This is a genomic window from Nakamurella aerolata (genome assembly GCF_013002705.1).
GTDB classification, from domain to species: domain Bacteria; phylum Actinomycetota; class Actinomycetes; order Mycobacteriales; family Nakamurellaceae; genus Nakamurella; species Nakamurella aerolata.
In genome coordinates this window covers 104216-116840 of the sequence record NZ_JABEND010000011.1, presented here as the reverse complement: position 1 = coordinate 116840, position 12625 = coordinate 104216, and the positions used below count along the sequence as shown (strand labels likewise).

The 12625-nt window shown below is 68.3% G+C and carries 12 protein-coding genes and 1 other RNA gene; 5 read left to right on the top strand and 8 right to left on the bottom strand.

Annotation, left to right across the window (positions count from 1 at the left end; genetic code table 11):
* Window positions 1-262: 262 nt before the first annotated feature.
* From ssrA to HKD39_RS16485, 8 genes are all read right to left on the bottom strand, one after another.
* Window positions 263-635, bottom strand: a transfer-messenger RNA (tmRNA) gene (gene ssrA, locus HKD39_RS16520).
* 108 nt (window positions 636-743) lie between these two features.
* A complete protein-coding gene (locus tag HKD39_RS16515) occupies window positions 744-3296 on the bottom strand; it encodes a glycoside hydrolase family 3 C-terminal domain-containing protein (protein ID WP_171200971.1) in 2553 nt (850 codons plus the stop codon).
* A gap of 100 nt (window positions 3297-3396) precedes the next feature.
* On the bottom strand, window positions 3397-3948 hold the full coding sequence (gene smpB, locus HKD39_RS16510) for an SsrA-binding protein SmpB (RefSeq protein WP_171200970.1): 552 nt from the start codon (window positions 3946-3948) through the stop codon (window positions 3397-3399).
* A gap of 119 nt (window positions 3949-4067) precedes the next feature.
* Window positions 4068-4967, bottom strand: a complete 900-nt coding sequence (gene ftsX / locus HKD39_RS16505) for a permease-like cell division protein FtsX (protein WP_171200969.1) — start codon at window positions 4965-4967, stop codon at window positions 4068-4070.
* A gap of 155 nt (window positions 4968-5122) precedes the next feature.
* The gene (ftsE, locus tag HKD39_RS16500; protein WP_171200968.1) at window positions 5123-5812 is read right to left on the bottom strand and encodes a cell division ATP-binding protein FtsE; all 690 of its coding nucleotides are present in this window, start codon (window positions 5810-5812) and stop codon (window positions 5123-5125) included.
* Window positions 5813-5935: 123 nt separating this feature from the next.
* Window positions 5936-6772 carry a histidinol-phosphatase gene (hisN, locus tag HKD39_RS16495; RefSeq protein ID WP_171200967.1) on the bottom strand — a complete coding sequence of 279 codons (837 nt, stop codon included), beginning with the start codon at window positions 6770-6772 and terminating at the stop codon, window positions 5936-5938.
* A gap of 140 nt (window positions 6773-6912) precedes the next feature.
* Window positions 6913-7308 (bottom strand): TA system VapC family ribonuclease toxin, encoded by a 396-nt coding sequence (locus HKD39_RS16490; protein WP_171200966.1) that lies wholly within the window; start codon window positions 7306-7308, stop codon window positions 6913-6915.
* 6 nt (window positions 7309-7314) lie between these two features.
* Window positions 7315-7545 carry a hypothetical protein gene (locus HKD39_RS16485; RefSeq protein WP_171200965.1) on the bottom strand — a complete coding sequence of 77 codons (231 nt, stop codon included), beginning with the start codon at window positions 7543-7545 and terminating at the stop codon, window positions 7315-7317.
* A gap of 140 nt (window positions 7546-7685) precedes the next feature.
* Between HKD39_RS16485 and HKD39_RS16480 the strand changes: the two genes are divergently transcribed.
* The 5 genes from HKD39_RS16480 to HKD39_RS16460 all read left to right on the top strand — a co-directional run bounded on the left by HKD39_RS16480 (window position 7686) and on the right by HKD39_RS16460 (window position 12421).
* The gene (locus HKD39_RS16480; RefSeq protein ID WP_171200964.1) at window positions 7686-8624 is read left to right on the top strand and encodes a DUF5996 family protein; all 939 of its coding nucleotides are present in this window, start codon (window positions 7686-7688) and stop codon (window positions 8622-8624) included.
* 234 nt (window positions 8625-8858) lie between these two features.
* On the top strand, window positions 8859-9155 hold the full coding sequence (locus tag HKD39_RS16475; RefSeq protein WP_212754660.1) for a nucleotidyltransferase family protein: 297 nt from the start codon (window positions 8859-8861) through the stop codon (window positions 9153-9155).
* Window positions 9145-9510 carry a HepT-like ribonuclease domain-containing protein gene (locus HKD39_RS16470; RefSeq protein ID WP_171200962.1) on the top strand — a complete coding sequence of 122 codons (366 nt, stop codon included), beginning with the start codon at window positions 9145-9147 and terminating at the stop codon, window positions 9508-9510. The genes HKD39_RS16475 and HKD39_RS16470 overlap by 11 nt, the downstream gene beginning before the upstream one ends.
* A gap of 42 nt (window positions 9511-9552) precedes the next feature.
* Entirely contained in the window at window positions 9553-11604 is a 2052-nt protein-coding gene (locus tag HKD39_RS16465; RefSeq protein WP_171200961.1) for a thioredoxin domain-containing protein, read from the top strand.
* An 88-nt stretch (window positions 11605-11692) separates the two neighbouring features.
* Window positions 11693-12421, top strand: a complete 729-nt coding sequence (locus tag HKD39_RS16460; protein ID WP_171200960.1) for a PIG-L deacetylase family protein — start codon at window positions 11693-11695, stop codon at window positions 12419-12421.
* Window positions 12422-12625 lie beyond the last annotated feature (204 nt).

Genomic DNA, 12625 nt, shown 5'->3' with positions numbered 1-12625 from the left:
CGACGCTCTGTTGCCAAAGCTGACCTGCGCAAACGCGATTCGAGCCGCGAGTTTTCCGACGAGCCCACGTTGCGGAGGTGGCGGGAAGCCCCAGTCTCGCTGCCGCTCAACCGGGGGCCCAGAACCCCCTACTGCTCGCTCCGCTCACAGCGGGGGCCCACCGCGTACGCCACTCGCTACGCTCCCGGCTCGCGGGTCCGATGCTGGCACCGCAAAAACGCCAGCAGCACCCGACAAAAAGCACGTCGGGTGCTGCTGGCGTTTGTGGAGGTGGCGGGAATCGAACCCGCGTCCAACGGTGTGTTGTGAGTCCTTCTCCGGGCGCAGTTCGCTAGGTCTCTACTCGGCCTCACCAGTCACGCGAACAAGCTGGTGTGACAGGCCCAGCCACTGTGAGGTGTCCCCGCGGTGCCCGTGGCCGGCACCGCAGGTGAGTCCCCTTGTCGACGCCAGCATCCGGGACGGGAACTTACCCGGGCTGACGGAGTTCGGGCTCGCTCAGGCGGCGAGGGCGAACTCGCGCTGACTGGAGTCGGCGCTTGATTTTTTTGCAACGGGTGGTTAACGAGATCATCGTTGCCTTCCTCGGCCCGCTTCTCCTCACTCGACATCCGCTGTCGAGACCAATCACCCCCGTGGGGGTCCGCGCTCGCCGCCGCAACGGGCCGGCAACGCGGAAGAGAAACTTCGATTCTGGAGCGCTGTGTAGTTGTCGGTGCTGCTACTGGTGCAACCCGAACAGTCTACCGATTGTTCCCCGCCGCCTCATACCATTTCCCGGTCGCGCCTGCGCCTGGCCCGTGCTGCTGCCCATCACCCGTCGCTTCCGGACCGGATACCGAGGCCAGCAGCCTGTCGAACGCGGCGTTGTCCAGGCCCAGCCCTGGCATCGCCGCCAGGGAAGACAGCGGAAAGTTGCCGACCAGCGCCAGCTCCTCCGGATGGGCGACGATGCCGGGCGCCGCGCCGTCCGCGCCGGTGAACGCGGCGCGCAGCGCCGGACCGCCGACCGGATCGGCCAGCCACTCCTGCACCGTCGTCATCCGGTTCAGCGGGAACCGGCGGGGCGGCAACGGCAGCCGCAGCGTTTCCACCAGCGGCAGGTCGCGGTACGAGCGTCCCACCCCAACACGGACGAGCGAGCCGGCCAGCTGCCACCCGGAATCGGACCAATACGACAGTGCCCGCGCGTCCAGAGCGAACCGCACCGTCACGGCCTCCCCCGGCTGCAGCGCCACCTTCCTGAAACCGCGCAGCTGCCACGGCGGCATCGGCACCGCAGGGTCGCCGAAACCGGCGCGGTCGAACCCGACGTAGAGCTGCGCCACCTCCTTACCGGCCCGCTCGCCGGTGTTGGTAACGGTCGCCGTCACCGTCACCTGCAGATCACCCGCCTCGCCCGTTCCACTCGCCGCGACGGCCAGATCGCGGTAGTCGAAGCTGGTGTACGACAGGCCGAACCCGAACGGGTAGGCCACCTTTCGGTCCATGGCGTCGAAACCGCGATACCCGACGAACACACCCTCGCCGTACACCACATGCCCGTCAGCTCCCGGGAACATCAGATAGGACGGGGTGTCGGCCAGCGCCAGCGGAATGGTCTCGGTCAGCCGGCCGGACGGATTGACCTTGCCCAGCAACACATCCACCGTCGCACCAGCACCGGCCTGGCCACCCAACCAGCCCTCGACGATGGCTCGGGCCCGTCCCGACCAGGACGCGATCTCCACCGCCGACCCGTTGCTCAGCACCACCACCACGTTCGGGTTGACCTGAAAAACCCGCTCCAGCACAGCGATCTGCTCCGCCGGCAGGTCGATGCTGGTGCGGTCGTAGCCCTCGCTCTCCCACTGCGGCGGCAGGCCCAAGAACATCAGCACGACGTCGGCGCCGGTGGCCACCGCGACCGCCTCGTCGGCCAGCGCCGCCGAGTCCGCCGGTGCAGCGGTATCTGAAGGTACGGCGGTATCGGAAGGTACGGCGGTATCGGAAGGTACGGCGGTATCGGAAGGTGCAGCGGTATCGGAAGGTGCAGCGGTATCGGAAGGTGCGGCGGCGGCCAGGGTGAACCCAGCGGCGAAATCCACCGCGACACCGGCGGTATCCCCACCACCGGCGGTATCGCCACCACCGGCGGTATCGCCACCGCCGCTATTACGGTCACCATCGCCACCTATTGCTGCCCGCAGCTCATCCAGCGCGTTCAGCACCCTGGTGGCGTTCACCTGTGACGATCCGGCACCCTGATACCGCGGCGTCCGCGCGAACTCACCGATCACCGCGATCCGTTGCCCGGCAACGGGTTTCAGCGGTAGCACACCACCCTCGTTCTTCAACAGCACGATGCAATCGGCCGCCACCTCGCGGGCCAACGCGTGGTGCCGCTCGTGCGCAGGGTCGACCTGCTCACGCCGGCCGGCGCGCACCCGATTGACCAGCTGCAGCACCCGCGCCACCGCGGTGTCGAGCACCGGCACCGGGAGACTGCCGTCGGCGACCGCACGCACGATGGCCTCGTCGGACCGGCCGAGGTTCGGAGGCATCTCAAGGTCGAGGCCGGCGGTCAGTGCCGCCACCCGATCGTGCACCGCGCCCCAGTCCGACATCACCAGACCGTCGAAGCCCCACTGCTCGCGCAGCACATCGGTGAGCAGCCAACGGTTTTGGCTGGCGTGCACGCCGTTGACCCGGTTGTACGAGCACATCACCGTCCACGGTTGCTCGGCCCGCACGATGTGCTCGAACGCTGGGAAGTAGATCTCCCGCAGGGCCCGCTCCGACACGTCGGCGGACACCCGCACCCTGTCGGTCTCTTGGTTGTTCGCCGCGAAATGCTTCACCGAGGTACCCACCCCGGCCGACTGGACGCCGCGCACCACCGCGCCGCCCATCGTCCCGGCCACCAGCGGGTCTTCGGAGAAGTACTCGAAGTTGCGGCCACACAACGGCGACCGCTTGATGTTGACGCCCGGCCCGAGCACGACGCCGAGCCCGACCGCCTGCGCCTCGTCGCCGATCGCGGCGCCGACCCGCTGCGCCAACTCAGGGTCCCACGACGATCCCAGCGCGACAGCGGGCGGAAAGCAGGTGGCCGGCAGGCTGTCCGAGATGCCGACGTGGTCGCCTGATTCCGGCTGCACCCGTAGGCCGTGCGGGCCGTCGGACACCATCACCCGCTCGATGCCAAGGCGCGGCACCGGCGCAGTGAACCAGAAGCCGGACCCGAGGCACAGCGCGGCCTTCTCACCGGTGGTGAGCTCGGCCAGCAGGGCGGGAATGTCAAGCAGCTCGGTCATGCGGCCCATTGTTGCGCTGACCGCGAACCTCGGCGCGGCCGGCCGGCCTCGCCGAAGCCGCCGAAACGGTGCGGCGGGCGGGCCACCGAGCCGGAGCGGCTCAGCGCGTCATGCCCTTGGCCCGACGGCCGGCGTAGCGCTCGATCTCGCGGTCGGCGTCGCGCGCTGCGATGGTCTGCCGCTTGTCGTACTCGCGTTTGCCGCGGCCGAGCGCCAGCTCCACCTTCACCTTGCCGTCGAGGAAGTACATCGACAACGGAATCAATGCCAGGCCGCCGCCGGCGCTGCGCATCCGCGCTGCCAGCTTGTCGATTTCGGCCCGGTGCAGCAGCAGTTTGCGGGCCCGGCGCGGGGCGTGGTTGGTCCAGGTGCCCTCTGCGTACTCGGCGATATGCACGCCGCGCAGCCAGATCTCGTCGTCGGAGATGGTGGCGTAGCCGTCCACCAGCGAGGCCCGACCCGCCCGCAGCGATTTCACCTCGGTGCCGGTCAACGAGACGCCCGCCTCGTAGCGGTCGAGCACCTCGTAGTCGTGCCGCGCCTTCTTGTTCGAGGCGATCAGCGAGCGGCCGCCGGCGGCTTTGGCCGCCTTGGCGGACTTGGCGGACTTGCCGGCGGCGGCCACCGGGCGGGCTGCGGATGACTTGGACATAACCGGTCCAGGTTACCGGCGCGCGCCAGCGACTTTGCCGGCTCGCCGGGCTCCCGGCACTCCCCGGCCTCCCGGGCACGCGCTACTGCCAGATCGGGCAGGTGACGGGCCGCAGGACGTTAGGTGCGGACGTACGCGCGCAGCGTGACGTAGGCGCTCAGCGCGGCGAGCAGCACCCCGGCGCCGAGCAGGATCGGCGTCACGAAAACGAAGTCGCCGAAGGTGATCTGCGGTAGCACGCCCGAGTTGAACAGCCCGGACAGCTTCTTGTCGATGAACCAGGCCTTGGCCGCCCACAGTCCCAGCACGGCAAGGATCGACCCGACGACGCCGGCGACGATCGCCTCGATCATGAACGGTAGCTGGGTGCGCCATCGACTGGCGCCGACCAACCGCATGATGGACGTCTCCGTCCGCCGGGTGAACGCGGCTATCTGCACCATGTTGGAGATCAGCAGCAGCGCCGCGATGGCCTGGATCACCGCGATGGCCAGGGTGATGTTGCGGACCGCGGTGAACACGTCGAACACCCGGTTGATCACTTCTCGCTGGTCGGTGACCTGCTGCACGCCGGGCGAGCGCCCGTACTGCTCGGCCACGATGGCCAGCTTCGCCGGGTCCTTCAGCCGCACCCGCAGGAACGCTGGCAGGGTGTCTTTGTCGACGATCTCCGTCATCGCCGGCTGCCCGCGGTACTGCTCGAGGTACTGCTGGTAGGCGTCCTCCTGGCTGTGGTACTCCACCGCCTCGATGTCGGGGTTCGCCTTCATCTCGTCGAGCAGCGTCAGGCAGGCGTTGCGGCAGTTCGGGTCGTTCTTGGACACCTCGGTGGTGAGGAAGACGTCGACCTGCACCCGGTCGCCGTACAGCTGCTCGGCGTGGGAGGTCATCCGCGCCACCAGCAGACCGCCGCCAAGCAACCCCAGCGAGATCGCCGTTGTGATGATCATGGCGATCGTCATGGTGATGTTCCGCCGCAGGCCGGTGGCGACCTCGCTGAACACGTATCCCGCTCGCATGGGTTCCTTTCACACGGATCGGCCCGCAGTCTCCCGCGGGTCGGCAGTGCACCTTCTGATGGCGCTTGTTCCGATGGTGACTATTCAGGTGACGACGACGAAGTTGGTGGCGACGCGCGCGGGGCCCGTTCCGCTCCGTCGGTGGAGCTTGGTGGTTACCGGCCGACGCCGTACACGCCGCGGTCTTCGTCGCGGACGACCTTGCCGAGCTGCAGCTCGATGACCCGGCGGCGCATGGAGTCCACGATGGCGTTGTCGTGGGTGGCCATCAGCACCGTGGTGCCGGTGCGGTTGATCCGCTCCAGCAGCAGCATGATGTCCGCGCTGGTGTCCGGGTCGAGGTTGCCGGTGGGCTCGTCGGCCAGCAGCAGCAGCGGCCGGTTGACGAAGGCCCTGGCGATGGCGACGCGCTGCTGCTCGCCGCCGGACAGCTCGTGCGGCAGCCGATTGGCCTTGCCCTCCAGCCCGACCAGCTCCAGCACCTCGGGCACCACCCGGCGCACCACGTTGCGGTTGCGGCCAAGCACCTCGAGGGCGAACCCGACGTTCTGCGAGACGGTCTTGTTCGACAGCAGCCGAAAGTCCTGGAAAACACAGCCGATGCGGCGGCGATGCACCGGCACCTTGGAGCGCCGGATCTTGGTGAGATCACTCCCGGCGACGGTCATGTCGCCGCGGTCGGGGGCCTCCTCGCGCAGCAGCAGCCGCAGGAACGTCGATTTGCCCGACCCGGAGGGACCGATCAGAAAGGCGAACTCGCCCTTTCCGACGTCCACGGTGACGTCCTCCAGAGCCGGCCTCGTCGAGGTCTTGTAGCTCTTGGAGACGTGGGAAAGATGAATCACGAAAGCACACTGTACCGGCGATTCCGTTATGTCAGTGTTACCTCGCCGGGTGCCCGGCGTCCGGCTGCCACGGCCAGGCCTCGCGGGAATGCAGCGGGAGTGCCGCTGGAGTACGGCGGGACCTCAGCGGGCGGCGCCGAGGGCACCGAGGAGCTGGTCGTGCAGCAACCCGTTGGAGGCCAACGCGCCGTTGACGTGCGGGGCGGTCAGCTGGTCGACCGGCTCGCCGTCCCTGGTGGTGAAGCGACCGCCGGCTTCGGTGACGATCGGTGCCAGCGCAGCCACGTCCCACAGGCTCAGCTCAGGCTCCGCGGCCAGGTCGGCAGCGCCCTCAGCCACCAGCAGGTACGACCAGAAATCGCCGTACCCGCGGCTCCGCCAGCAGGCGTCGGCCAGCTGGCGGAACGCCGCGCCGAGCTGGAACCTGTCCCATTCCTGCAGATCCGAATAGCACAGTGAGGCATCGCCGAGCTCGCTGACGCCGGACACCCGCAACGGCCGCGACGACCCGCCGGCGAAGCTGGCGTGGCTGCCGCCGCCCAGCGCGGCCCACCACCGGCGGGACAGCGCCGGTGCGCTCACCACCCCGACGACGACGCGGGCGTCGCGCCCGGTGCCGTCGACCAGCGCGATCAGGGTGGCCCACACCGGCACGCCCCTGACGAAGTTCTTGGTGCCGTCGATCGGATCGATCACCCAGCGCCGGCGCGCCCCCGGCCGGCTGTCGCCGAACTCCTCGCCGAGCACACTGTCGTCCGGCCGGTGCTGTTGCAGCAGTTCCCGCAGGGCGGTCTCGACGGCGAGATCGGCGTCGGACACCGGCGTCATGTCCGGCTTGCTCCGCACCTCCAGATCGGCAGACCCGAAGCGCGGCAAGCTGATCGCGTCGGCGGCGTCGGCCAGCTGCAGGGCCAGCCGGAGGTCGTCGTCGAAGGCGTTGCCGTTCGGTTCGGTGCTCACGCTTTCAGTATTTCGTACCTGCCGGCGCTGGGCGCCCGGCACGGTGGCGGTGTAGGTCGCCGGCGCCACGGCCGCGTCGCTGGGATGCCGTTTCACTAAGAACGTGTCTCGAGAAGCCGTGTCACCAGGAACCGGTGCAGCTAATCATCGATCAGCACGACGGCATCCGGCAGCGTCTGCGCCAACGCGGCATCCAGCGTGGCGAGGCGGCCGCCGTTGGCGACCGCGAGACCGGCAAGGTAGGCGTCTGTCACCTGGCGGTGACCCCGCACGCGCGCCAACTCGACATCGGCGTACGACAAGGAGTCCGGCCAGAACTGGCCGCGTGGGTGCGTCCCGACGGCACGAAAAATCTCGACGGCTACCGCAGGCCGCTCACCCAACCGTGCCAGGAACCGAACGAGAGCGCCCTCGACGACGGGGCACACGGCAAAGCCGTCAACTGTCGCCAGCCACGCCGTTGCGCGCCGGTGGTGTTCGTGCTCGGCAACCGTCAGTGCGATCAGCACGTTGGCATCGAGCAGGTACCGACTCACCAGCGATCACTCGTCATCCAGCGCCTCGGCGACCTCGCTGGAGGTGATGCGGCGTCCCATGCTGACCACCGGGAAACCGGACGTGGGGTCGGTACTGATCGACAGCGGCTCGTCCAGCTGCTCCAGGCCCCGGATCGCCAGCTCGGCGACCACCGCGGAGAGCGAAACTCCGCGCGACCGCGCCAAAGCCACCGCTCGTTGATGCACAGCGGTCGGGAGATCCACCGTGGTACGCATCGCTACATCATATCGACATCAGTAGTGATGCAGTAGAGCTGCCATACCTGGTCCAAGCTCGTCCGACCGCGGAACGGTCGGGCGGGGCACACTTGGTGCCAGTCCAGCAGGCAGCGGCACCGAGGCGAGGGAGAACGTAGATGAGCGACAACAGCGAGTGGCCGGAGTTGCTGGTCGACAGCTGGACGGATACCCGCGAGACGCTGCACATGTGGCTGCAGATCGTCGGCAAGATCGAGGAGGTCTCGACCCCGCTGATCAACCACTGGTGGAACGTCACCTACGAGGTCAGCGCGCGCGGGTTGCGCACCTGGCTGATGCGCCAGAACGGCGAGGAGTTCGACGCCGAATTCGACTTCGTCGACCACCAGTTGGTGCTGCGCAGCAGCAGCGGTGCCGTTCGCACCGTCGAGCTGAAACCCCGTACGGTCGCCGACTTTTACGCCGCCACCATGGACACGCTGCAGTCGCTGAGCCTGAACTGCGTGATCGTGCCGAGCCCCAACGAGGTCTCCCCCGCGATTCCGTTCGCGGAAGATACCCAGCACAAGTCCTACGACGCCGACGCGGTCAACACCTTCTGGCGGCAGCTGCTGGCCGTCAACCGGGTGTTCTGGGCCTACCGCGCCGGCTTCGCGGGCAAAGACAGTCCGGTGCAACTGTTCTGGGGTTCGATGGACCTGGCCTGCGCCCGGTACTCCGGGCGCAACGCCCCGCCGTACGAGGGCTCGGGTCCGCCTTCGTGCCCGCACTGGGTGATGGTCGAGGCCGAGGCCCGCGAGAACGCCAGCTCAGGTTTCTGGGCCGGCGGTTCGGAGGAGGGCACTTTCTACGCCTACGCGTACCCGGCTCCCGACGGCTACGCCGAAGGGAAACTGTCGGCAGGCTATTACGACGACAAGCTCGGTGAGTTCGTGCTGCCGTACCGCGACGTGCGCACCAGCGACAATCCGCAGCGCACCCTGCTGAGATTCTTGAACGAAACCTATGGTCTGGCAGCGGATCTCGGCAACTGGGACCGCAAGCTGCTCGACGTCAACCCGCACCGGCTGGACGCCGAGATCTACAGCAGCCGGTGACCGTTATCGGAAGACATCCGGTAGGGGCGAAGACACCGAGCGCGAACGGTGAACCCTGCGGTTCGGTTGAACGGTGCTCCTCGGTTGAATGGTGCTCCGGGCCGTACCTGCGCCAACATGCCGACATCCCGCCGGGCAGGCCGATAGCAGGTAGCAGATATCTGTCGATGCGCGGAGCTGTGTGGGAACCTCTGTGGGAACATGGAGCAGAGCACTGGAGCGAGGAGGTCCGCCGTGCTGAGCCTGGATCGCGACGCGATCGCCCAGCTGTGTCGCGAATTTGGTGTACGTCGGCTCGCTGTATTCGGCTCGGCGGTGACGGAGCGGTTCAATCCCGAGCGCAGTGACGTGGACTTCCTCGTGGAGTTCGCCGACAGCGCCCCGCAGACATTGAGTCACTACTTCCGATTCAAAGGCGCGCTGGAGGCTCTCGTCGATCGCTCGGTGGACCTGGTCGAGGCAGGTGCCCTTCGCAATCCTTTCATCATCGAGTCCATCGAGGCCAGCAAGGAAGACCTGTATGCGGCCTGACTCGCCCGCCCATCTGTGGGATGCCCGCGAGGCCGCGACCCAGATCAGCATCTTCATCCAGGGCAAGACGCTGGATGACTATCGCCAGGATGCGCTGCTGAGATCAGCCGTGGAGCGGCAGTTCATCACAGTCGGGGAGGCCCTGAACAGGCTTGAAAGAGCCGATCCAGAGGTGGCCGCGCGCGTCCCGGATCTGAGACAGATCGTCGGATTCCGCAACATCCTGGTACATGGCTACGCAGAGGTGCAGAATCACCGCGTCTGGAACACCGCCACGACGAGGCCGGAGGGCCTCATCGAGACGCTCGATCGACTCCTCGCCAGCGCTGCCTATCCTCAGGGGGCCGAAGAGTGACTCGCTGGGCGTCATCACCGGCGAATGCCCAGTGCCGCCACCATGGTTAATCGCCTGCAGCATTCACTGAGCCCGTACCTGCGCCAGCACGCCGACAACCCGGTCGACTGGCGGGAATGGGACGACGATGCGCTGGCGCTGGCGCGCGAGAGCGACCGGCCGATCCTGTTGTCGGTCGGGTACGCCGCGTGCCACTGGTGCCACGTGATGGCGCACGAATCGTTCGAGGACGACGAGGTTGCGGCCGCGATCAACGAGACGTTCGTGCCGATCAAGGTGGACAGGGAGGAGCGGCCGGACATCGACGCGGTGTACATGACGGCGACCACCGCGATGAACGGGCACGGCGGCTGGCCGATGACGTGTGTGCTGCTGCCGTCCGGCGAGCCGGTGTGGACCGACACCTACCTGCCGAAGCCGGCGCTGTTGAATCTGCTCGGCCAGGTCCGCGAGCTGTGGCGGGACAACGCGGATGCGGTGCGGCAGCAGGGTTTCCAGATCGCCGAGGCGCTGCGTCGACATGCCAGCGGCGACGCAGCGCCCGATTCGTCCGGCCAGCGCCCGGCATTCGACATCGCCGCCGGCGCGGCCCCGATGACGGCTCAGGACACCGCCGCCGCGGTGGACACGCTGCGGCGGCAGTTCGACCCTGACGAGGGCGGGTTCGGTACCGCACCGAAGTTTCCGCCGTCGATGGTGCTGGAGTTTCTTTTGCGCCAGCACGCCCGCACCGCAAACGCGGCAGCCATCACCATGGCCGAGACGACGTTCGCGGCGATGGCCCGCGGCGGCATGTTCGATCAGCTGGCCGGTGGTTTCGCGCGCTACAGCGTTGACCGGCAGTGGGTGGTGCCGCACTTCGAAAAGATGTTGTACGACAACGCTTTGCTGCTGCGCGGCTACCTGCATTGGTGGCGGGCGAGCGGAGCACCGCTGGCGCGCCGGGTCGCCGAGCAGACCGCAGATTTTCTGCTCGCCGACCTGCGCACCGCGCAAGGCATGTTCGCCGCGTCGCTGGACGCCGACACCGACGGCGTCGAAGGCGCCAGTTACGTCTTCTCCCCCGCCCAGCTGGTGGAGATTCTGGGCGAGCGGGACGGCGCCAGGGCAGCGGAACTGTTGTCCGTCACCGAGTCCGGCACCTTCGAGCACGGGCTATCCACGCTGCAGCGGCGCGCCGATCCGGCCGACGAGGCCTGGTGGGGGTGGGTGCGGCGGCAACTGCTGAGCGCGCGTCGGCAGCGGCCGCAACCGGCCCGTGATGACAAGGTGGTGACGGCGTGGAACGGATTGGCGATCGCCGCGCTGGCCGAGGCCGGAACCCTGCTGGAGCGCCCGGAATACCTTGCGGCAGCGAAGGAATGCGCCGACGCGCTGCTCGCCACCCAGTATTCCGGCGGCCGGCTGCGACGGGTGTCTTTGGACGGCGCTGCCGGCTCGGCCGCTGGCGTGGCGGAGGACTACGGCAACCTGGCCGATGGACTGGTGACGTTGTTCCAAATCACCGGTGAGCGCCACTATCTCGACACCGCCGGTGAGCTGCTCGAGACGGCGCGGGAGCTGTTCGTCAGCACCGACCCCGATCGGCCGGATCAGATGACGGTGCACGACACGGCTGCCGATTCACCGCCGTTGCTGTGGCGCCCATCGACCGACGCCGACAACGCCGAACCCTGCGGCGCTTCCGCGCTGGCCGGTGCGTTGCTCACCTGGTCGGCACTGACCGGCGACACCGACGCCAGAACCGCCGCCGAGGCCATCGTCCGTGGCGCAGCGACGCTGGCCGCAAGGGAGCCGCGATTTGCCGGGCACTTCCTGTCGGTGGCCGAGGCCATGCTGGCCGGTCCGCTGCAGGTCGCCGTCGTCGGCGCCGAGTCACAGGCTGCGGCAGCACTGCTGAAAGTCGCGCGGCACAACACGTCTCCTGGATTGGTCGCCGTCGCCGGCCGACCGGACGAGCCCGGTGTTCCCTTGCTGGCCGAACGCAGCCTGGTGCACGGCAGGGCGGCGGCGTATGTGTGCAGGGGCTTCGTTTGTCAGGCGCCCGTCACCGAGCCAGACCAACTCGCCGCAACCCTGGCCCGCCGGCCCTAACCGCCGGCCCTGACCGACCGGCCCCGACTATCCGTCCCTGGCCGACCGGCCCTGTTCAGCCGCCGAACCCGGTCGATACGCTCGGTCCATGGCAGACCGGGGAGAGCTGACACCGCTGGACGACAACGACTTCACCAGGGTGCTGTGCGTCGTTGCCCATCCTGACGACATGGAGTACGGCGCGTCCGCCGCCGTGGCCACCTGGACTCGCGCGGGCAAGCAGGTCGGGTATCTGTTGCTGACCGGCGGCGAGGCCGGCATGGCGGAAGACCCCGAGCAGGTGCGGACCGTCCGCGCTGAAGAGCAGCGCCGCGCCTGCGCCACCGTCGGCGTCACCGACCTGACCATCCTGCGCCACCCGGACGGCATGCTGCAGCCCGGCCTCGAACTCCGCAAGGACATCGCCAGGCAGATCCGCATGTTCCGTCCCGATGTGGTGCTGACCGCCAACTTTCACGTCGAGGCGTACGGCGGCCTGAACCAGGCCGACCATCGGGTGACCGGCATCGCCGTCATCGACGCCACCAGGGACGCGGCCAACCGGTGGGTGTTCCGAGACCTCGCCGAGACCGAGCACCTCGGTCCCTGGCAGGCCACGCTGCTGCTGGTGACCGGCGACGAGAACCCCAACCTCGCGCAGCCTGTCGACCAGCGCGCCGTCGACGCCGCGGTGACGTCGCTGCAGTGCCATCAGGCCTACCTGCGGCACCTGCCCGACCATCCGGACCCGGAAGTGTTCATCCCCGAAGAGCTGCGCAAGGGCGGCGAAGCGGCCGGCACCGACTACGCGGTGCTCTTCCGGGGCTACCAGCTGTAGTACGGCGTCAGTTGTCGCAGGCACCAGCTGCGTCGGCCCGGCGAGCACAGGCGCCGGGTGCGTGCACCTCGCCGGTACTGGCACTCGGCGCAACGGCTGTGGACAGCACAGGGCGCGGGTGCCCGGTTGCGGTTAGGGTTCGCCCAAGCGATCCGAAAGCGGACACGCGGCGGCGAGCCGCGCTCCGCACCAGGCAGGGGGCGA

Excerpts from the sequence above, each read along its gene's own strand:
- HKD39_RS16480 (WP_171200964.1), top strand. The coding sequence starts at position 7,686 with ATGAGCGACAACAGCGAGTGGCCGGAGTTGCTGGTCGACAGCTGGACG.
- HKD39_RS16485 (WP_171200965.1), bottom strand. The coding sequence starts at position 7,545 with ATGCGTACCACGGTGGATCTCCCGACCGCTGTGCATCAACGAGCGGTG.
- HKD39_RS16465 (WP_171200961.1), top strand. The coding sequence starts at position 9,553 with ATGGTTAATCGCCTGCAGCATTCACTGAGCCCGTACCTGCGCCAGCAC.
- ftsX (WP_171200969.1), bottom strand. The coding sequence starts at position 4,967 with ATGCGAGCGGGATACGTGTTCAGCGAGGTCGCCACCGGCCTGCGGCGG.
- HKD39_RS16470 (WP_171200962.1), top strand. The coding sequence starts at position 9,145 with ATGCGGCCTGACTCGCCCGCCCATCTGTGGGATGCCCGCGAGGCCGCG.
- smpB (WP_171200970.1), bottom strand. The coding sequence starts at position 3,948 with ATGTCCAAGTCATCCGCAGCCCGCCCGGTGGCCGCCGCCGGCAAGTCC.
- HKD39_RS16515 (WP_171200971.1), bottom strand. The coding sequence starts at position 3,296 with ATGACCGAGCTGCTTGACATTCCCGCCCTGCTGGCCGAGCTCACCACC.
- HKD39_RS16460 (WP_171200960.1), top strand. The coding sequence starts at position 11,693 with ATGGCAGACCGGGGAGAGCTGACACCGCTGGACGACAACGACTTCACC.